The sequence below is a fragment of the Bradyrhizobium sp. YCK136 genome (assembly GCF_044570075.1).
Taxonomy (GTDB): Bacteria; Pseudomonadota; Alphaproteobacteria; order Rhizobiales; family Xanthobacteraceae; genus Bradyrhizobium; species Bradyrhizobium diazoefficiens.
Window position 1 is genome coordinate 2889049 of record NZ_CP172424.1, and the last position, 19524, is coordinate 2908572.

The 19524-nt window shown below is 64.2% G+C and carries 20 protein-coding genes; 14 read left to right on the forward strand and 6 right to left on the reverse strand.

The annotated features are described in order from the left end of the window. Positions 1 to 12 precede the first annotated feature (12 nt). Together ACFLEY_RS13580 and ACFLEY_RS13585 are read right to left on the reverse strand one after the other, a co-directional pair. Entirely contained in the window at positions 13 to 1545 is a 1533-nt protein-coding gene (locus ACFLEY_RS13580; RefSeq protein ID WP_060908310.1) for a bifunctional aminoglycoside phosphotransferase/ATP-binding protein, read from the reverse strand. 24 nt (positions 1546 to 1569) lie between these two features. Continuing rightward, positions 1570 to 2553 (reverse strand): zinc-dependent alcohol dehydrogenase family protein, encoded by a 984-nt coding sequence (locus tag ACFLEY_RS13585; RefSeq protein WP_028174471.1) that lies wholly within the window; start codon positions 2551 to 2553, stop codon positions 1570 to 1572. 193 nt (positions 2554 to 2746) lie between these two features. On the opposite strand from ACFLEY_RS13585, the gene ACFLEY_RS13590 reads away from it, so the two are divergent. Next, positions 2747 to 3586, forward strand: coding sequence for a universal stress protein (locus tag ACFLEY_RS13590; protein ID WP_060908308.1), 840 nt, complete (start codon positions 2747 to 2749; stop codon positions 3584 to 3586). Positions 3587 to 3656: 70 nt separating this feature from the next. Then, positions 3657 to 6350 (forward strand): bifunctional acetate--CoA ligase family protein/GNAT family N-acetyltransferase, encoded by a 2694-nt coding sequence (locus ACFLEY_RS13595; protein ID WP_060908307.1) that lies wholly within the window; start codon positions 3657 to 3659, stop codon positions 6348 to 6350. A gap of 110 nt (positions 6351 to 6460) precedes the next feature. On the opposite strand, the gene ACFLEY_RS13600 is transcribed toward ACFLEY_RS13595, so the two are convergent. Both ACFLEY_RS13600 and ACFLEY_RS13605 read right to left on the reverse strand, forming a co-directional pair. Continuing rightward, on the reverse strand, positions 6461 to 6949 hold the full coding sequence (locus ACFLEY_RS13600; protein WP_028174474.1) for a phage holin family protein: 489 nt from the start codon (positions 6947 to 6949) through the stop codon (positions 6461 to 6463). Next, entirely contained in the window at positions 6950 to 7225 is a 276-nt protein-coding gene (locus tag ACFLEY_RS13605; protein WP_011088807.1) for a hypothetical protein, read from the reverse strand. It abuts the gene before it with no gap. Positions 7226 to 7399: 174 nt separating this feature from the next. On the opposite strand from ACFLEY_RS13605, the gene ACFLEY_RS13610 reads away from it, so the two are divergent. Genes ACFLEY_RS13610 through ACFLEY_RS13620 form a run of 3 tightly spaced genes read left to right on the forward strand, consistent with a single transcriptional unit; the run spans position 7400 to position 10425 of the window. Continuing rightward, the gene (locus ACFLEY_RS13610) at positions 7400 to 8536 is read left to right on the forward strand and encodes an ABC transporter permease (protein WP_060908306.1); all 1137 of its coding nucleotides are present in this window, start codon (positions 7400 to 7402) and stop codon (positions 8534 to 8536) included. Positions 8537 to 8538: 2 nt separating this feature from the next. After that, positions 8539 to 9318 (forward strand): ABC transporter ATP-binding protein, encoded by a 780-nt coding sequence (locus tag ACFLEY_RS13615; RefSeq protein WP_060908305.1) that lies wholly within the window; start codon positions 8539 to 8541, stop codon positions 9316 to 9318. A 3-nt stretch (positions 9319 to 9321) separates the two neighbouring features. Next, a complete protein-coding gene (locus tag ACFLEY_RS13620) occupies positions 9322 to 10425 on the forward strand; it encodes an ABC-type transport auxiliary lipoprotein family protein (protein WP_011088804.1) in 1104 nt (367 codons plus the stop codon). A 6-nt stretch (positions 10426 to 10431) separates the two neighbouring features. Here ACFLEY_RS13620 and ACFLEY_RS13625 read toward each other — a convergent pair whose 3' ends face one another. Next, positions 10432 to 10749: a cytochrome c gene (locus ACFLEY_RS13625; RefSeq protein ID WP_060908304.1), complete on the reverse strand. Its 318-nt coding sequence runs from the start codon at positions 10747 to 10749 to the stop codon at positions 10432 to 10434. Positions 10750 to 10905: 156 nt separating this feature from the next. Here ACFLEY_RS13625 and ACFLEY_RS13630 point away from each other — a divergent pair, with 156 nt between their 5' ends. The 3 genes from ACFLEY_RS13630 (at position 10906) to ACFLEY_RS13640 (ending at position 12851) form a co-directional block, all read left to right on the forward strand. Beyond that, a complete protein-coding gene (locus ACFLEY_RS13630; RefSeq protein ID WP_028174478.1) occupies positions 10906 to 11619 on the forward strand; it encodes a helix-turn-helix domain-containing protein in 714 nt (237 codons plus the stop codon). Positions 11620 to 11711: 92 nt separating this feature from the next. After that, positions 11712 to 11840 (forward strand): hypothetical protein, encoded by a 129-nt coding sequence (locus ACFLEY_RS13635; RefSeq protein WP_283822461.1) that lies wholly within the window; start codon positions 11712 to 11714, stop codon positions 11838 to 11840. 282 nt (positions 11841 to 12122) lie between these two features. Beyond that, positions 12123 to 12851, forward strand: a complete 729-nt coding sequence (locus ACFLEY_RS13640) for a Crp/Fnr family transcriptional regulator (RefSeq protein ID WP_011088801.1) — start codon at positions 12123 to 12125, stop codon at positions 12849 to 12851. 10 nt (positions 12852 to 12861) lie between these two features. Here the strand turns inward: ACFLEY_RS13640 and ACFLEY_RS13645 are convergent, their stop codons facing one another. Next, entirely contained in the window at positions 12862 to 13638 is a 777-nt protein-coding gene (locus ACFLEY_RS13645) for a cyclase family protein (RefSeq protein ID WP_060912622.1), read from the reverse strand. Positions 13639 to 14074: 436 nt separating this feature from the next. Between ACFLEY_RS13645 and ACFLEY_RS13650 the strand changes: the two genes are divergently transcribed. The 6 genes from ACFLEY_RS13650 to ACFLEY_RS13675 all read left to right on the forward strand — a co-directional run bounded on the left by ACFLEY_RS13650 (position 14075) and on the right by ACFLEY_RS13675 (position 19200). After that, entirely contained in the window at positions 14075 to 14233 is a 159-nt protein-coding gene (locus ACFLEY_RS13650; protein ID WP_161534105.1) for a hypothetical protein, read from the forward strand. 22 nt (positions 14234 to 14255) lie between these two features. Next, complete coding sequence (locus tag ACFLEY_RS13655) at positions 14256 to 15227, forward strand: TRAP transporter substrate-binding protein (RefSeq protein ID WP_060908303.1); 972 nt, start codon at positions 14256 to 14258, stop codon at positions 15225 to 15227. Between the two features lie 64 nt (positions 15228 to 15291). Continuing rightward, complete coding sequence (locus ACFLEY_RS13660) at positions 15292 to 15840, forward strand: TRAP transporter small permease (RefSeq protein WP_011088798.1); 549 nt, start codon at positions 15292 to 15294, stop codon at positions 15838 to 15840. Continuing rightward, the gene (locus ACFLEY_RS13665) at positions 15831 to 17123 is read left to right on the forward strand and encodes a TRAP transporter large permease (protein WP_060908302.1); all 1293 of its coding nucleotides are present in this window, start codon (positions 15831 to 15833) and stop codon (positions 17121 to 17123) included. The genes ACFLEY_RS13660 and ACFLEY_RS13665 overlap by 10 nt, the downstream gene beginning before the upstream one ends. A gap of 78 nt (positions 17124 to 17201) precedes the next feature. Next, positions 17202 to 18008, forward strand: coding sequence for an SDR family NAD(P)-dependent oxidoreductase (locus tag ACFLEY_RS13670; protein WP_060908301.1), 807 nt, complete (start codon positions 17202 to 17204; stop codon positions 18006 to 18008). A gap of 82 nt (positions 18009 to 18090) precedes the next feature. Then, on the forward strand, positions 18091 to 19200 hold the full coding sequence (locus ACFLEY_RS13675; protein WP_060908300.1) for an IS630 family transposase: 1110 nt from the start codon (positions 18091 to 18093) through the stop codon (positions 19198 to 19200). Positions 19201 to 19524 lie beyond the last annotated feature (324 nt).

The following is a 19524-nucleotide window of genomic DNA, read 5'->3' on the forward strand; positions in this document are numbered from 1 at the left end:
TGCCCGCGTCAATCAGATTGCCTTATTTTGCCCTGCGATTGCGTCCCGGCAGCGCTGGAGCGTCTGCTCTTGTGTCCCGGATGCATCGATGGTCGCCCAATCGACATGGCCGATATTATAGTGCTCTTGCTGCGCAGCAACCTCTTGCGTGGCGTCGGAGGCATCGCCGTGGCGGCCGCCGATGCGCGCCTGACGGGTCGCGAGGTCGGCGACGAGGAATAGTCCGCTCAGCGGCACGTTGCATTGGCGGGCCATGGCGGCCAGTTGCTCCCGTTCGGACTCGCTTGCAAAGACGGCATCGACGAGTGCGGAATGGCCTTGCGCCAGCACCTGTCGGGCGCTCTGCACCAGCACCTCGTAGACGCGTGCCGTGACCTCGGGCCGGTAGGTGGACGGCGGCAGCCGGTGGGTGTGTTCCACCTGAAACAGCTGCTTGCGAATGATGTCGCTGCGCAGCACGACGGCTCCCGGTTGCGGCGCGACGTTGGGTGCCAGCGCGCGGGCGAGGGCGGACTTGCCGGTGCCCGATAGTCCGCCGACCGCAATTAGGCGCGGGGTGGGCGGGTGGATCAGAGCCCTCGCGAGATCGAAGTAGCGGCGCGCCTCGTGAAGAATTCCTGTCCGGTCGGCATCGGGCCGCGTCAGCCGCGCCAGCGCCACCTGGGCGCGGATTGCCGCGCGAATGGACATGAACAGCGGCAGGACCGAGAGCGCATCGAGGTTTTCGGGCGGCGTTGCGGCGAGATACCGGTTCAGGACGATATTGGCTGCGAGCGGTTGACCATGGTGCAGCAGGTCCATCAGCGTGAACGCGAGGTCGTAGAGCACGTCGACAGTTGCGATTCTCGCATCGAACTCGATCGCGTCGAACAGCACCGGCTGGTCGTCGATCGCAACGATATTCGTAAGATGCAGGTCGCCGTGGCAGCGGCGCACGTATCCCTGACGGCCGCGTTCTTCGAGCAGCGGCCGCAGGCGCTGCAATATCGTGTACGAGGCTTCGCCGAGTTGCTCGATCTCTTCGGCTTCGAGATGGTTGCCCTTCCGCAAGCCGTCGCCGTTTCCATCGACGAGGCCGGGGATTGAGGCAACCCATGCCGTGCCGTCGGCGCGAGGTGCCATCGCGTGCGACGCCACGATGGCATCAGCGGCAGCCGAGGCGAGGTTCGCATCCAGCGGGCCGGCCTTCGCCAGATGATCCAGCGTCCGGGTTTCGTCGAAGCGGGACATGTCGACCGCATACTCGACCGGCCGGCCGCGGCCGTCGACCTGCAGCGATCCGTCCGGCTCCTCGGTGATCGCCACGACGCGGTGATAGATCTGCGGCGCCAGCGGCCGGTTAATCCTGATCTCCTCCTCGCAGGCCGTCTTGCGTTTCTCGAGCGTCGAATAGTCGAGGAACGGAAATCGGACAGACCGCTTGATCTTCAGCGCGCGGCTACCGTCGAGAAACACCGACGCGGCATGCGTATCGATCCGTGTCACGCCCGGATGCGCGCAGAGCGCCGTGAAGATCCGTTCCTGGGCAGCCGTTTCGTCTGTCATCGAAGCTGGTATTCCGAGATAAGGTCAGGGTCTGAGCACGGCGGCGCCAAGAATCTGTCCATTCCGCAGCATGTCCAGAACTTCGTTGGCCTGATCGAGCGGGAATGCGGTCGTCTCGGTGCGCACGCCCGCCTGCGGAGCGATCCTGAGAAAATCGAGACCGTCCTGTCGGGTGAGATTGGCAACGGAGATCAGCTGCCGTTCCTGCCAGAGCAGGTCGTACGGGAAGCTCGGAATGTCGCTCATATGGATGCCGGCGCAGACCACGCGGCCACCCTTGCGAACGGCGCGCAGCGCGGCCGGCACGAGCTCGCCGGCGGGAGCGTAGATGATGGCGGCGTCGAGCGGCGTGTCGGGAATTTCGTCCGAGGCGCCCGCCCAGACGGCGCCGAGCCGGCGGGCGAGGTCCTGCGCGGCCAGATCGCCGCGCCGTGTAAACGCGTGGACAGAGCGCCCCTGCCAGACCGCGACTTGCGCGACGATATGGCCGGCGGCGCCGAAGCCGTAGATGCCCAGCCTCTCAGCCTGGCCGGCGAGGACCAGCGAACGCCAGCCGATCAGGCCTGCACACAGCAGAGGGGCGAGAGCCACGTCGTCGCCGGCCTCGCCCAGCGGAAAGGCATAGCGCGCATCGGCGACCACGTGCGTTGCATAGCCGCCGTCCCTTGTATAACCGGTGAAGAGCGGGCGGTCGCAGAGGTTCTCCATGCCCTCCCGGCAAAACCGGCAGTTTCCGCAGGTGAACCCGAGCCAGGGAATGCCGACCCGGTCACCCAGCGCATGCGTTGCGACATCGGGGCCGACGAGATCGATACGGCCGACGATTTCATGGCCAGGTACGATCGGGTAGCGGATGTCGGGCAATTCGGCGTCGACGACGTGAAGATCGGTCCGGCAGACGCCGCAGGCGCTGACTCTCACCCGGATCTGACCTTCGCCGGGGATTGGATCGGGGCGCTCCTCCATCCGCAGCCGTGCTCGCGGGGCAGCCAACACCATCGCACGCATCAGTCTCTCCGGGGCGAACCGCTCCGATCGAACTATCCATAGAATGACAGCGCGGGGCCAGTCCTTGACCTCCCTCAATGCTCGCCTTTGCCCGTCTGGACGGTTCCCCAAGGCTTGTTGAGGATCAAAAGGCTTGATGAGGATCAATGGTGTTGACGAAAGCCGGCCTATTCTGGTGGCAAGGAGAACCCCGATGCCCCTGAAGGACGTTTTTCTGCCGCTTGTCGGCCAGCCGCGCGGACCGGCCGTTGCTGCGATCGAGAAATGCGTGGCAGTCGCCGCCGACCTCGGCGCCAGGATCACCGCGCTCGCGCTCGAGGAAGACGTTTTCGTGCGGCCGATGGTGCTGCTCCCCGATGATCCCGATGCCGCCGTGGCAAAGGGGCCCCTTGGAGCGGACGATGTGCAGCATCTTCTGAATGCCTTCACTGATGCGGCGGCTCGCGCCAACGTTCGGACCCAAAGCCGGTCGGGCAAGGTGCCGGCGGACCAGATTGCGTTGATACTGGCCGAACAGGCGCGTTTCAGCGATCTCACGCTGGTTCCCGTGAAGTCGCACGACAGCCGAACGGAGCACATCATCGAGACGATCCTGTTTGAATCCGGGCGGCCGCTGCTGCTCTGCCCGGAGCAGCATGTGGACGTGCTGCGACCGGAATTCGAGAAAGTCATGATCGCTTGGGATCACTCCGCGCGCGCGGCGCGGGCGGTCGGTGACGCGCTGCCGATCCTTCAGGCTGCGGCCTCGGTCCGCGTGGTGACCGTGGCCGACGACAAGACCGACGCGATCGTGCAATCCGGGACCGCCCTCGTCGATCATTTGAGCGAGCACGGTGTCCAGGCCTCGTTCGAGACGGCGAAAGGCGGCGGCAGCTCGATCGGCAAGGTGCTCGGAAGTTGGGCAAATTCCAATGCCATCGATGCGATCGTGATGGGCGCCTATCATCATTCGCGCCTGAACGAGATCGTCTGGGGTGGTGTGACAAAGACTGTCATTGGCCAGCCACCGTGCTGGGTTATGATCTCCCACTAGGCTCGCCGCCAGCTTGCCGGCCTGATCTTTCAACCATCGGAACCACCACCGACGGGGCGCATTTGCTTTCATGTCCACCTATCGCCTGAAGAACCTGCTGTCGCCGCGTTCGGTTGCGCTTGTCGGGGCGAGCGCCCGTCCGGTTTCCGTGGGGCGCGCCGTTCTGGAGAACATTCGCAAGGCTGAATTCACGGGACAGTTCGGCCTCGTCAATCCGCGTCATGCCGAGATCAGCGGCGTTGCCGCAGTGGCGAGCCTCGACAGGCTGGCATTCGTGCCCGAGCTCGTGGTCATCACCGCGCCGGCCCGGGAGGTTCCCGGCATCATCGACCAGGCCGGACGGCGCGGCTCGGCGGGCGCACTGATCGTCACGGCCGGACTCGGCCATGGGCCGGGATCGCTGCAAGAGGCCGTGATCGCCGCGGCTCGCAAATACGGCATGCGGCTGATCGGGCCGAACTGCCTCGGCATCATGATGCCCGGCGTGAGCCTCAATGCCAGTTTTGCCGCGCACATGCCGGGAGCTGGAAATCTCGCGCTGATTTCGCAATCCGGCGCGATCGCCGCCGGCATGGTGGACTGGGCCGCGCAGCGCGGCGTCGGCTTCTCCGGCATCGTCTCGATCGGCGACCAGATCGACGTCGATATTGCCGACCTGCTCGACTATTTCGCGATGGATCACAAGACCCGTGCGATCCTGCTCTATATCGAGGCCATCAAGGACGCGCGTAAATTCATGTCGGCGGCACGCGCCGCGGCGCGTGTGAAGCCGGTTGTCGTGGTGAAGTCCGGCCGCATGGCGCAGGGTGCGAAGGCGGCAGCGACCCACACCGGCGCGCTTGCGGGTGCCGACGCCGTCTATGATGCGGCGTTCCGCCGCGCGGGTATCCTGCGGGTCTCCGATCTGCGCGAGCTGTTCGACTGCGCCGAGACGCTCGGCCGCGTCGAATCGCCGACCGGAAAGCGCCTCGCCATTCTGACCAATGGCGGCGGCATCGGTGTCCTCGCCGTCGATCGGCTGGTCGAGCTTGGTGGAATTCCCGCGTCCATCTCGGCGGATGCCCGCAAGAAACTCGATGACGCGCTGCCGCCGACCTGGTCCGGCGCAAATCCCGTCGACATCGTGGGCGATGCCGATGCAGCGCGCTACGCGGCGGCGCTCGAGGTGCTGCTCGCCGACCCCGACAATGACGCAGTTCTCGTCCTCAACGTGCAGACGGCGATCGCCTCGGCTTCCGACATCGCGAGGACCGTGACGGAGCTCGTCGGCAAATATCGCGAGAAGCACCGCAGTTGGGCAAAGCCGGTGCTTGCCGCCTGGGTCGGGGCCGATCAAGCGATCATTCAGACGCTCTCCGGCGGGGGCATTCCGAACTATCCGACCGAGGACGATGCGGTGCGCGGTTTCATGCATCTGGTCCGGCACCGCGAAGTGGTCGAGGAACTGAGCCAGGTTCCCCCTGCAATGCCCGACACGTTCGTGCCTGACGCCCGGGCGGCCACGCAGATCGTAGCCGCAGCCATCGCCGATGACCGCAAATGGCTCGAGCCTGTCGAGATCAAGCACCTGCTCGAAGCCTACGACATCGCGATGGTGCCAACCTATGCCGCCGCCGACGTCGAGCAGGCCGTGGCGTACGCGAACGAGATGTTCGCGCAAGGCGCCACCGTCGTGCTGAAGATCATGTCGCGCGACATCGTGCACAAATCAGATGTCGGCGGCGTCGTGCTCAATCTGACGACGCCGGAGGCGGTGCGTGCGGCTGCCTCCGATATTCTCGCCCGGGCAAGGAAGCTGCGGCCCGAGGCCCGCATCGGCGGCGTCATCGTCCAGGCGATGGTCGTCAAGGCGAAGGCGCGCGAGCTGATCCTCGGTCTTGCCGACGATCCCACCTTCGGCACGGTCGTCGTCTTCGGCCGGGGCGGAACGGCGGTGGAGATCATCAATGACAGGGCGCTGGCGCTGCCGCCGCTCGATCTGCAACTCGCCCGCGACCTGATCGACCGCACGCGGGTCTCGCGGCTGCTGCGCGCCTACCGGGACGTGCCGGCCGTCAAGCAGGACGCCGTCGCCATGGTGCTGGTCAAGCTCGCGCAGATGGCGGCCGATATCCCTGAGATCCGCGAGTTCGACATCAACCCGCTGCTTGCGGATGAGACCGGCGTGACGGCAGTCGACGCCCGTGTCGCGGTGGGGCCGTCGCAGCGGAAGTTTGCCGGCTCAGGCCCCGCCAATTTCGCCGTTCGCGCCTACCCGTCGCAGTGGGAGCGCCGCCTCAAGCTCAAGGACGATTGGCGCATTTTCGCGCGGCCGTTGCGCCCCGACGACGAGCCGACCATCCACGCATTCCTGCGTCATGTGACGCCTCACGACCTTCGCCTGCGCTTCTTCGCACCGATGAAGGAGTTCACCCACGAATTCATCGCGCGCCTGACCCAGCTCGACTACGCGCGCGCGATGGCTTTCATCGCGTTCGACGAGGTTACCGGCGAGATGGTCGGCGTGGTCCGGCTCCATTCGGACTCGGTCTACGAGAGCGGTGAATACGCGATCCTGCTGCGGTCCGATCTCAAGGGCAGGGGGCTTGGATGGGCCCTGATGCAACTGATCATCGACTATGCGAGATCCGAAGGGCTGAAGGCCATATCGGGCGACGTGCTTCAGGAGAACACCGTGATGCTCGAAATGTGCCGGCAGCTCGGTTTCGAGGTCAAACCGGATCCGACCGAGCCCGATATCTGCGACGTCCGGCTGAAGCTCTGAGCGCGCCGGCTAAAGCATGATCCGGAAAAGCGCGTGTCGGTTTTCCGAAAAGATCATGCTCAAACAACAACCCAAAGCACGATGACGATTCATCCGAATCTCATCGCGCTTCAGGAGCGCGCTTCGGCCGAGGTTGCGGCGGCAGTCTCCTTGGTCGTTTTCCGCAGGCTCTTGACGATGATCGCGATCAGCGGCACCAGCACCGGCACGATCGTGCTCAGCGGATGATGCACCGCGCCCGACACCTGGGTCTGGAGCGCGCGCGCCTCGAGCTGAAGGGCCTCGATGGATGCGCCATGAATTTCATTGGCGAGCTCGATGTCGCGGCCGGACGGAGCCCGCCCGGCGATGACGAAGAGGACCGCCGCGATGGCAAAATTGACGGCGCCGAGGATGGCCGCTGCCGCAATGGCGCTCCAGATCTGGACCAGCGCGAAATAGGCCGACAGCTCCAGCATCAGGAGCCCGAATGCCGCGATCAATGCCGCAAAGGCGCGCAGGCCGAGGCCGACCAGCAGATGGCGCAGCCTGATGTCTGCGATGATCCTGTCGGTCCGCCACAGCACGCGCAGATGTTTGACGACGTTCTCGGTATTCACCTAGTGTCTCCTCAGCATGAAGCCGACGACGACGCCGAGCGCGAAGGCGGAGGCGAGCGACGTCATCGGGCGCTCCGCGATGAGGCCCTGAAGCTGCTCCTGCTCGTCGCTGACGGTTTCGCCGAGCTCGGCAAGCGCGGCCTTGATCTGATCGGCCAGAGCCTCGGCGCGGTCCTTCGAACTCTCGAACATTTCCTCGCCGGCCGTGCTCAGCAGGCGGGTGACGTCCACCTTCAACGTCCGAAGTTCTTCGCTCATCCTGTCGCTGTCGAACATGGATTTGATGTCTCCATTGAATGGAGCGAACCTAAGACCCGCCGGCGTGACCGCGCTTGATTTGCGTCAAGGGGTGGGCAGGGGCCTGCCCTTGAGACAGGTCAAACCGCCCGCCACACGCTGGCCTAGAAGTGGCGGCTGAATGGGGACCGATTGTCCCGATGAGGTGGAAGCGTGAACTCCGAACCGCTGTTGCTGGCAACGCCGTCTGGCGACGGGCTGAAATTGCGCCCGCAAGGGTCCTGGACCGCGGCGAATGTGGCGATGCTCGAAACTCTGTCCCGCTCGGTCGGCGCGGATGTCGATCGATCCAGGGCCGTGACGCTGGACATGTCGGGGGTCAGCGCGCTGGATACGCTCGGCGCCTGGGTCCTGGAGAAGCTGTCGCGCAGGGCCGCAACGTCAGGCAGATCGGCCGAATTCGTCGGCGTCGCCGATCATTTCAGCGGCCTGATGGACGAGGTGCGTGAGGTTAACCGCCACACGCCGGCGCCGGCAGCTGCGCCAAATCCGCTTCTGCTCAGGCTCGGCGATCTCGGCAAGTCCACGGTCGGCGCGCGGGAAGACATTACGATCTTCCTGCAAATGCTCGGCGCATTGTTCATGGCCATTTTCGGTGTGCTGCGCCGGCCGCGGTCGCTGCGGCTGACGTCGCTGGTCTACCAGCTCTACCGCATCGGATGGCAGGCGATTCCCATCGTCGCGCTGATCACCTTCCTGATCGGCGCCATTATCGCCCAGCAGGGATTCTTCCATTTCCGCAGGTTCGGTGCTGAGTCCTATACCGTCGATATGGTGGGCATCCTCGTGCTGCGCGAGCTCGGCGTTCTGATCGTCGCCATCATGGTCGCCGGCCGGTCGGGGAGCGCCTACACCGCCGAGCTCGGTTCGATGAAGATGCGCGAGGAGATCGACGCGCTGTCGACCATGGGACTCGATCCCGTCGACGTCCTGATCCTGCCGCGCGTTGCGGCGCTGGTCATCGCGCTGCCGATCCTCGCCTTCATCGGGGCGATTGCCGCGCTCTATGGCGGCGGCCTGGTCGCGCAGTTCTATGGCGACATGGGGCCGGCGATCTACATCGCACGGCTGCATGAGGCCATTTCCGTCACCCATTTCGAGGTGGGCATCCTGAAGGCGCCGTTCATGGCGCTGGTGATCGGGATTGTCGCCTGTAGCGAGGGCTTGCGCGTCAAGGGCAGTGCCGAGTCGCTGGGGCGGCAGACGACGACGTCGGTGGTCAAGTCGATCTTCCTGGTGATCGTGCTCGACGGCCTGTTCGCAATCTTCTTTGCCTCGATCGGGATGTGACGATGGGCGAACCGCAGGAACAGTTCGCGATCCGCGTCCGCGACCTCGTGGTCGGCTTCGGCCGCCAGACGGTGCTCGACCATCTCTCGCTCGACGTTCGCAAGGGCGAGATCCTCGGGCTGGTAGGGGCGTCCGGCGGCGGCAAGTCAGTGTTGATGCGAACCATCATCGGCCTCATCCCGCGCCGAAGCGGTACCATTGAGGTCATGGGGCACGAGATTGGCGGCACGCAGGACCGCGGCACGCAAGGCGCGGCCGCGACATGGGGCATCCTCTTCCAGCAGGGCGCGCTGTTCTCCTCGCTGACGGTCCGCCAGAACGTCCAGTTTCCGCTGCGCGAAAATCTCGTCCTGTCGCAGGAGCTGATGGACGAGATCGCGATCGCCAAGCTCGAAATGGTCGGGCTGCGGGCGCAGGACGCCGACAAATATCCGGCGGAGCTGTCCGGCGGCATGACCAAGCGCGTGGCGCTGGCGCGCGCGCTCGCGCTCGATCCGCCGATCCTGTTCCTGGACGAGCCCACCTCCGGCCTCGATCCGATCGCCGCCGGCGATTTCGACGCGCTGATCAAGACGCTGCAAAAGACCCTGGGACTGACCGTGTTCATGGTCACCCATGATCTTGCCAGCCTCACCACGGTCTGCGACCGCGTGGCCGCGCTCGCCGACGGCAAGATCGTTGCGATCGGCCCGATGCGCGACCTGCTGCAATCCGAGCATCCCTGGGTGCGCGCCTATTTCCACGGCAAGCGCTCGCAGATGCTGCAACACGAGATGAGATGAGACATGGAAACCCGCGCTCCCTACGTGCTGATCGGCACCTTCGTGCTGGCCGCGATCCTCGCGGTGTTCGGCTTCATCTATTGGCTGAACAACACCGGCGGCATCGGGCCGCGCACGAACTACCATGTGCAATTCCAGGGACCGGTACCGGGGCTCCTGGTTGGCGCCGGCGTGTTGTTCAACGGCATCCGCGTCGGCGAGGTGGCCCAGCTTGGGCTCGCGCCGGACAATCCACGCTTCGTCAATGCGACGATTTCGGTTGCCTCCGCCACGCCGGTGCGCGCCGACACCAGGGTCGGGCTCGATTTCCAGGGGCTGACCGGCGTGCCGGTGGTGACGCTGGAGGGCGGCATGATCGTCGCCAAATCCGGCGAGCCCCTGACCTTGATCGCCGAGGCCGGCGCCGGCCAGAGCATGACGCAGGCGGCGCGCGATGCGCTGCGACGGGTGGATTCGGTGCTGGAGGACAATTCCGGCCCGCTGAAGGACACTATCGCGAATTTCAAGACGTTCTCCGACGGGCTCGCGCGCAACACCGGCAAGCTCGACGGCATCCTGGCGGGTCTCGAGAAGATGACCGGCGGCGGCGCGCCGGCGCAGAAGATCACCTATGACCTGCGCACGCCGCAGAACCTCGGACCGGCCGCCAAGACGCTTTCTGCGTCGCTGGCCATTCCCGAGCCGACCGCGGTCGCGATGCTCCAGACCCAGCGCATGCTGTTTGCGCCGGTCGGGGATAATCCAGGCTTTGCCGATTTCCTCTGGGCCGACAGCATTCCAAAGCTGGTGCAGGCGCGGCTGATCGACAGCTTCGAGAACTACGACATCGCCCATGCGCCGTTGCGCACGAGCGATCTCGGGCAGGCGGACTACCAACTGCTGATCGACATCAGACGCTTCCGGATTGCCACGGACGGCGAGACAAGGGTCGAGATCGGACTATCGGCGCGGATCGTCGACAAGAACGGCAAGGTGGTCGCGTCCCGCCTCGTCGAGACCAGCGAGAAGCTCGACAAGGTCGAACCGGCCGCTGCGGTCGCAGCGTTCGACGCGGCTTTCGCCCGCATCGCCAAGGAACTGATCGGCTGGACGGTGCTGGCGGTGTGAGGCCGCCTATTCCAGCGTCTTGAGGTAGGACAGGAGGTCGTGGATCTGGTCCGGACTGAGCTCGAAGGCGGGCATGTCGGCGTGGCCCGTGTAGATGCCTTCGGCCAGCGCCTCGCCAAGGGTCGCGATCGGATAATTCCGGTGCAGCGTGCGCAGCGGCGGGGCGATCTTGAGCGGGCTCTCGGAGACGCGGTCGATCGCGTGGCAGCGCGCGCAATTGGCCCGCGCAAAGGCCTTTCCGCGTTGTTCGGCGGTCGGCGCCGCCAGCGCAGGCGTGATCAGAAAGAGGCCAATCAGGCCCTGGCGGAGCGCGTGCTGAAGCATGGAAGGGGATCCCGTCGAACTCTCGGCGCAGAATAGAGAGAGGAGACCCGCCAGGATTGATCTGGGTCAACCGCGTTTGTGAGGGTGCAGTAAAATGCGGGTGCGTGTGGCGGACTCGGCCGGGGGGCGGAGCTGGACCGACGCTAGGAGCGGTGGATGAAGCCTTCCGTGGTCATGATTGAACCAAACGGGCATTTCTGCAGCGATTGTGCCATACGCACATCGGCGGTTTGTTCGTCGCTGGATGCGGCCGAGCTCAGGGAATTCGAGCATCTCGGACGCCGTGTCCATTTTTCCTCAGGCGAGACCGTGTTCTCCGAGGAGGACATCACGACCTCGTTCTACAACGTTCTCGAAGGTGTCATGCGGCTGTACAAGCTGCTCCCCGACGGCCGGCGGCAAATCGTCGGCTTCGCCTTGCCCGGCGATTTCCTGGGGATGAATCTGTCCGGCCGCCACAATTTTTCCGCCGATGCAATCGGCGCGGTGACCGTGTGCCAGTTCGCGAAGGCGCCCTTCGGTCGTTTCATCGAGGAGCGGCCGCAACTGCTCAGGCGGATCAACGAGCTGGCCATTCGCGAGTTGAGCCAGGCACGCGACCATATGGTCTTGCTCGGCCGCCGCTCGGCGGACGAGAAGGTAGCAAGCTTTCTGCTTGGCTGGCGCGAGCGGCTGCTCGCGCTCAAGGGGGCGTCCGACACGGTTCCACTTCCGATGAGCCGGCAGGACATCGCCGATTATCTCGGCCTGACCATCGAGACCGTCAGTCGCACCTTCACCAAGCTTGAACGCCACGGAGCGATCGCCATCATTCATGGCGGTATCAGCCTGCTCGACCCGGCTCGCGTCGAGGCCTTGGCCGCGGCCTGACAGGCTTTTCACGATGCTCTCGGATTTTTGATCCCGATCAATGACGCCGGCCACCGGCCGCAAATAATGCCCCTCAAACACCCGGGAGGAGCATGATGCCCACTGACGCGTTGCTGATGACCATTGTCGTCGTGGCGATCTTCGTCACTTTCGCCGCAGCTCTGGCATGGGCGGACCGACAAACCAGCGCGGGCCGGCTCGACCCCGATTCCAAGCGCTGAAGCCCCTGATCGTAAGCCTCCTCTGACGCGCTGAGCGCCGACGCTCGCCCGGCCGGCTCTTGGCTGTCCGGCAGCGCCTCAACGCAATCGCGGCGTGCGGTGCCTGCAACTCTGCATCGACTGGGACGCATTGGCGCATCCTTCGGATGCCGCCCTTGAGCCGGGCGGCGGGCATTTTCGCCGCATTTGCCTTAAAGCGCGCGCATGCTTTCCGGTTGAAATGCCGGGCAACACTGACTACGCAGGAACTCCAGTGCCTCGCAGTCTTAGGAGCCCAGCGGCGTGCCTCAGGACAAGACCGGCGACCCCCGACAATCGGCGGCGAACAAATTATCGGTCCTGCGCAAGCACCCGATCTTCGCGGATCTGGAGCCGGATGCGCTCGATCAGCTCTGCCGCTACGCCAAGCACACCACCGTGAAGCGCGGTGCGACGATCGCCGCCAAGGGCGACCCCGGCAACAACCTGTTCGCGGTGATCTCGGGGACGGTAAAGATATCCTCCTCTTCGCCCGACGGGCGGAATGCCATTCTCAATCTCATCGGTCCCGGAGAAATCTTTGGCGAGATCGCGGTTCTCGACGGTGCGCCGCGTTCGGCGGATGCGACCGCCAACACCAATTGCGAGCTCTACATCATCGATCGCCGCGACTTCCTGCCGTTCGTGAAGAGCCAGCCGGCGCTGGCGATGAAATTCATCGAGCTGCTCTGCGCGCGGCTGCGCTGGACCAGCCAGCAGGTCGAGCAGGTGATCCTGCAAAATCTTCCGGGCCGGCTCGCAAGCGCACTGCTCGGTCTCACCGAAGAGCGCAAGTTCGACTCCGGCAGCGGTACGCTCGCCATCACCCAGCAGGAAATCAGCGAGATGGTGGGGATGACGCGCGAGAGCATCAACAAGCAATTGCGCGCCTGGGCCGGACGCAACTGGGTTCGCCTAGAGCACGGCGCCATCGTGGTGCTCGATACCGATGCGCTGCGCGAGCTCGCCGAAAGCGGCCTCGGCGGCGAGTGATTGCTTTCGCTTAACCGTCGATGATGGCGACCGCGCGGGTCCAGCCGGCGGAGGCGCGTTCGATCTTCACCGGAAAGCACGAGACCGTGAAGCCGGCCGACGGCAATCGATCGAGATTGTGCAGCTTCTCGAGATGGCAATAGCCGATGTGACGTCCTGCCTTGTGGCCTTCCCAGATCAGGCCGGCGTCTTTTGCTTCGGCATATCTCTTCGCGGTGTAGACGAACGGAGCGTCCCAGCTCCAGCCGTCGGTGCCGGTCAGCCGCACGCCGCGCTCGAGCAGATACATGGTGGCCTCGTAACCCATGCCGCAGCCGGAATTGACGTAGTCGGCCTGGCCGAATTTGGCGCCGGCGCTGGTGTTGACGACGACGATCTCCAGCGGCGACAGCGTGTGGCCGATGCGCTTGAGCTCCTTTTCGACGTCGGCGGCGGTCACGACATAACCATCGGGCAGGTGCCGGAAGTCGAGCTTCACGCCGGGCTGAAAGCACCATTCGAGCGGCACCTCGTCGATCGTCCATGACCGCTCGCCGCGATTCATGGTCGGGTGGAAGTGCCAGGGCGCATCGAGATGCGTGCCGTTATGCGTCGACAACGAGACCTGCTCGACGGCCCAGCCCTGGCCGTCCGGCAGGTCCTGCGCCTTGAGGCCGTCGAAGAACTGGAGCATGCGCGGCAGGCCCTGCTGGTGATCGATGTAGTGGATCGTCGGGTGATTGCCCGGCGGGTCGGACGTCACGTCGTTTCTGAGCGGCACGGAGATATCGATCAGCGTCCGCGGCATGGGCATTCCCTTCGAGAGATGTTCCGGTCTGTTTCGGAGCATTTTGTCGGGGCTGCGCTGGCGGCGTCAAGTAACGCGTCGGTGCGTTAATATTCGGAAAAACGGGCATTTTCCCGATCGCCTTCGTGGAGCGACGGCGTGCCGATCGATGCAACTCCAGCATTGATCGATGCTGGATTTGGCTTGGACTCAGAATGCCGCCCGCCCTAGGGACGAGACTGGCGACATTGCGCTGATGAAGCGCGCATCGCACAAGGATGGGGCGACCGTCTCGTCCGCACCTCTAAGCCGCAGCCAATAGCGGCCGAGCCTAGAACCAGAGGAACGTCGATGGGTATGACGAGCATCGTCACCTCGCATCCGGCATCGGCCGATGGCGGGGCGGGATTTCAGGGAAGCCGGCACCTGCCGCGCAAGTCCCGCCGGAGACGGCGCGATGAAGCTCGCACCTTCCGTCGCCGCGATCACCAGCCAGTCAAATCCGCTCGACTCCGCCGCGCAATCCTACCAAGGTGGTGCGTTTGTAACGCTTGACTTTACACCTGAAGTGGAGCGACCCAAGGCGGCGCGCAGCAACTGCCCGACAACGACATAATCAAACTCAGGAGGAAGCCCAGATGAAGACACTCACCGGTATCGTCGCAGCCGCTGTGCTCGCGGTCTCAGCGCCCTTGGCGACCGCACGCGATTTCCGCTCCGCCGACATCCATCCCGCCGACTATCCGACCGTCGAGGCCGTCAAGTTAATGGGCAAGCAGCTCGCGACCGCGAGCGGCGGCAAGCTCGGCGTGAAGGTGTTTCCCAACGGCGCCCTGGGCTCCGAGAAGGACACCATCGAACAGCTCAAGATCGGCGCGCTCGACATGATGCGGATCAACGCATCGCCGCTCAACAACTTCGTGCCTGAGACCATCGCGTTGTGCCTGCCCTTCGTCTTCCGCGACACGCAGCACATGCGCAACGTCCTTGACGGGCCGATCGGCGACGAGATTCTGGCGGCGATGGAGCCCGCGGGCCTGGTCGGCCTTGCCTACTACGACAGCGGCGCCCGCTCCATCTACACCGTCAAGGCCCCGGTCAAGTCGCTCGCGGACCTCAAGGGCCTGAAGATTCGCGTCCAGCAATCCGACCTGTGGGTCGGCATGATCCAGAGCCTCGGGGCCAACCCGACGCCGATGCCGTATGGCGAGGTCTATACCGCGCTCAAGACCGGTCTGGTAGACGCGGCCGAGAACAACTGGCCTTCCTACGAGTCCTCGCGCCATTTCGAGGCAGCCAAGTTCTACAACATCACCGAGCACTCCCTGGCGCCCGAGGTTCTCGTGATGTCCAAGAAGGTCTGGGACACGCTGAGCAAGGAGGATCAGGCGATGATCCGCAAGGCGGCCAAGGAATCGGTGCCCGTCATGCGCAAGCTCTGGGACGAGCGTGAGCAGGCGTCCCGCAAGACCGTCGAGGCGGCCGGTGTTCAGGTCGTCACGATCGCCAACAAGGCGGAATTCGTCGACGCGATGAAGCCGGTCTACGCCAAGTTCGCCGGCGACGAGAAGCTGCAGGGCCTCGTCAAGCGTATCCAGGACACGAAGTAAGGCCATAGCGTCGGGTCCGGCGTCACCGCGAGGTGACACCGGACCCTCGCAGGGAGATGCGGGAATGACCGACCCTCACGTCGCAAGCCACGAGCAGGAGGTCGCCGGACGCCCGTCCACCGGCCTGCTGTCGCGGATCAATGCCCCCGTTGCGCGCGTGGGCATGTATCTGTCCGTGACCGGCCTGCTCGTCATCGTCACCATCGTGTTCTACCAGGTGTTCGGACGTTACGTGCTCAACTCCAGCCCGACCTGGACGGAGAACCTTGCGCTGGTCCTGATCCTGTATGTCACGCTGATCGGCGCCGCCGTCGGCGTGCGCGATGCCGGACACATCGGCATGGACAGCCTGCTGGTGATGCTTCCGGATAATGTGCGTGAGAAAATCGAGCTCGTGATCCACGTTCTGGTCGCCGTGTTCGGCGTTGCGATGGCCTACAACGGCTGGATTCTCGGGGCGTCGGTCGGCACCGTGAAGATTCCCAATCTCGGCCTTCCCGAGGTCATCCGCTACGTCCCGCTGATCGCCTCCGGCGTCCTGATCGTGTCCTTTTCAATCGAGCACATCATTGCTCTCCTGCGCGGCGAAGAGGTCGTCCCCTCATGGAACTGATCATCCTCGGCGCCTCCTTCTTCGGCTTCCTGATCCTCGGCGTTCCGGTCGCCTTCGCGATCGGCCTCTCGGCGATCTGCACCATCCTCTACGAGGGGCTGCCGGTTGCCGTCATCTTCCAGCAGATGATGTCGGGGATGAACATCTTCTCGTTCCTCGCCATTCCGTTCTTCGTCTTCAGCGGTGAGTTGATGCTGCATGGCGGCGTCGCCGACAAGATCGTGCAGCTCGCCAAGAATCTCGTCGGACACATCCGCGGCGGGCTCGGCATGTCGAACGTGGTCGCCTGTACGCTGTTCGGCGGCGTATCCGGTTCGCCCGTGGCCGACGTGTCGGCGATGGGCGCGGTGATGATCCCGATGATGAAAAAGGAAGGTTTCGACACCGACTACGCCGTCAATGTCACCACCCACGCCTCGCTGGTCGGAGCCTTGATGCCGACCAGCCACAACATGATCATCTATGCCCTGGCCGCAGGCGGCAAGGTGTCGATCGGCGCGCTGATCGCCGCGGGCCTGCTGCCGGCGCTCGTGCTGATGGTGTGCATGCTGGTCGCCGCTTACGCGGTCGCGGTGAAGCGCGGCTATCCGGCCGGCAAGTTTCCGGGCTGGTCCGAGGTTTTCCGTTCCTTCGCGGCGGCGCTGCCCGGCCTGCTGATCGTCGGCATCATTCTGGCCGGCATCCTGTCCGGCGTCTTCACGGCAACTGAATCCGCAGCGGTCGCGGTCACCTACACGATCCTGCTGACGTTCTTCATCTACCGCACCATGACCCTGCCGAACTTCCTGCGGGCCGCGGCGAAGGCGGTGAAGACGACGGGCGTGGTGCTGCTGCTGATCGGCGTCTCCACCATGTTCCAGTATCTGATGGGACTCTACGAGGTGGCCGATTTCGCCGGCGACCTGATGAGCAAGGTATCCACGCAGCCCTGGATCATCTTCCGGCTCATCAACGTCATCCTGTTCGTGCTCGGCACGTTCATGGACATGGCGGCGACCATCCTGATCTGCACCCCGATCTTCCTGCCGATCGCGATGAAGGCGGGCATGGATCCCGTGCAGTTCGGCATGCTGATGCTGATCAACTGCGCGCTGGGGCTGAACACTCCGCCGGTCGGAACGACGCAGTTCGTGGGCTGCGCCATCGGCGGCATCTCGGTGGGCGCGGTGATGCGCACCATCCTGCCGTTCTATGCCGCGCTGATCGCGGCGTTGATGTTCGTCACTTACGTCCCCGCCTTCTCGCTGTGGCTGCCGCGCCTGCTGATGGGATACAAGGGATAGCTGCCGTGCGTGCGCCGGCACTTGGCCGGCGCACCGCGCTTGCGTAGTTTGCGTCACAGCAACAGGGAGAATCTGTCCGTGACCGACTATCGCAAGCTCTTCGATCTCACCGGCAAGACGGCCGTCGTGCTCGGCGCCGCCTCGGGCATCGGCAAGTCGTCGGCCGAGGCACTGGCCGCGCTCGGCGCCCGTGTCGTCTGCGCCGATCGGGCGCTCGATGCAGCGGAGGCGACCGCTGCGGGCATTCGCGACAAGGGCGGCTGGGCGGAATCTGCTAGCTGCGACGCCGCGAGCGCTGCGGACGTCAACGCGCTCGCCAAGAGCGTGATGCAGAAGTTCCCGCGGCTCGACATTGCCGTGACGACGCCCGGGCTCAACATCCGCAAGACGATCCTCGACTACACCGAGGAGGATCTCGACCGTGTCCTTAACCTCAATGTCAAGGGCACGGTCTGGTTCTTCCAGGCTTTCGGCCGCATCATGGTCGAGCAGAAGGGCGGCAGCATCATCGCCTGTTCCTCGGTGCGCGCGGTGACCATCGAACCGGGCCTTGGCGTCTACGGCTCGACCAAGGCGGCGATCGGGCTTCTGGTGAAGGGCTTTGCCTCCGAGGTCGGTCATGCCGGCGTGCGCGTCAACGCCATCGCGCCGAGCATCGCCGAGACCGCGCTGACCGGCCCGTTCAAGCAGCGGCCCGACATCTACAATCTCTACGCCGGCCACACCGTGTTCAACCGCTGGAGCAGCGCCGACGAGGTCGCAACGGCGGTGGCCTATCTCGCCTCGGACGCCGCCAGCTATGTCAGCGGCAGCACGCTGTTCGTCGATGGCGGCTGGACCGCCGTCGACGGGCCGCCGACCGGTCTCACCCAGCTGCACAAATAGGGCGACGATCTGCGTCTAGTCATCTGGAACGCAAGTTCGTCACATTAGTTGATAGCTCGAATCTCTACAGAGGAGAGAGCTCGTGGCTAATGCAGGTGAGCGAGGCCGGCCGATCGCGCCGTTGGTGCTTAGTCCGCAGGAGCGGGCGTACTTGGAGAGGCAAGTTCGTCGTCATCGCGTTGCCCGATCGCTATCTGAGCGATGCCGCGCGATCCTGCGATGCGCGGATGGATTGCCAAGCAAGTCTGTGGCTGCCGAACTCGGCCTGCACGAACACACCATTGGCAAGTGGCGTCGCCGATTTTTGAAGGACCGCTGTGATGGCCTGCTTGACGAGGCACGCCCTGGCCGCCCTCGAACCATCAACGACGATCAGGTTGCTGAGGTGATCGAGCGGACGTTGCGGACGACGCCAGCCGATGCCACGCATTGGTCGATCCGCTCGATGGCTGCGGAAACCGGCTTTTCCCACACCACGATCCGCCGAATGTGGGCGGCGTTCGGCTTGCAGCCGCACCGTGGCCAGACATTCAAGCTATCGAGCGATCCGCTGTTCGTCGACAAGGTACGCGACATCGTCGGCCTTTACCTGTCCCCACCGAACCGAGCCCTTGTCCTCAGTGTCGATGAGAAAAGCCAGATCCAGGCCCTGGATCGCGAGCAGCCGGTCCTTCCGATGATGCCGGGCGTACCGGAACGGCGCACGCACAGCTATGTGCGGCATGGTACGACCTCGCTGTTTGCCGCGCTCGATGTCGCCTCGGGATTCGTCATCGGCAAATGTTACAAACGCCACCGGGCAATCGAGTTCTTGAAGTTCCTCAAAGAGATCGACGCTCAAGTCCCTGAAGGGATCGATGTCCATATCGTCATGGACAACTACGCCACTCACAAAACACCCAAGATCAAAGCGTGGCTCGCCCGCCGGCCGCACTATCATGTCCATTTCACGCCGACTTCCGCGTCATGGATCAACCAGGTCGAGCGCTGGTTCGCTGAGCTCACCAGAAAGCAGATCCAGCGAGGTGTTCACACCTCCGTCAGGCAACTCGAGGCCGACATCCGTACCTTCATCGATTTGCACAACAGACACCCGAAGCCCTTCAAATGGACCAAGTCCGCAGACCAGATTTTGGCGTCCGTCAAACGCTTCTGCCACAAAGCCCAGCAGACATTATGTGGCGAACTTTAGATTCAGGTGACTAGGGCGTATACTCATAAAGTCGGCTTACCAACGCAAAGCGGAAGTCTGCCACCTTGAGCGTGATCGGCGGCTTGTGACCAAGAGCGGACGTGCCCGCGTTCGCTAGGCCGCATTGCGGTGAATGTATCAGCCGCGCTAAAGATACATGATGATGGCTCGCTCGATACCCACGCCTCTTTGGTTCGCGGCGGCCCTTTTCCCAATGGTTGTGGCGCAAATTGTAAGACTGCAACAATTCGATCCGGCCGCATGGATCGTTTGGGATTACGCAGGCCGCCTTGGGGCTTTGGCAGTTCTGAGCGCTATACCTGC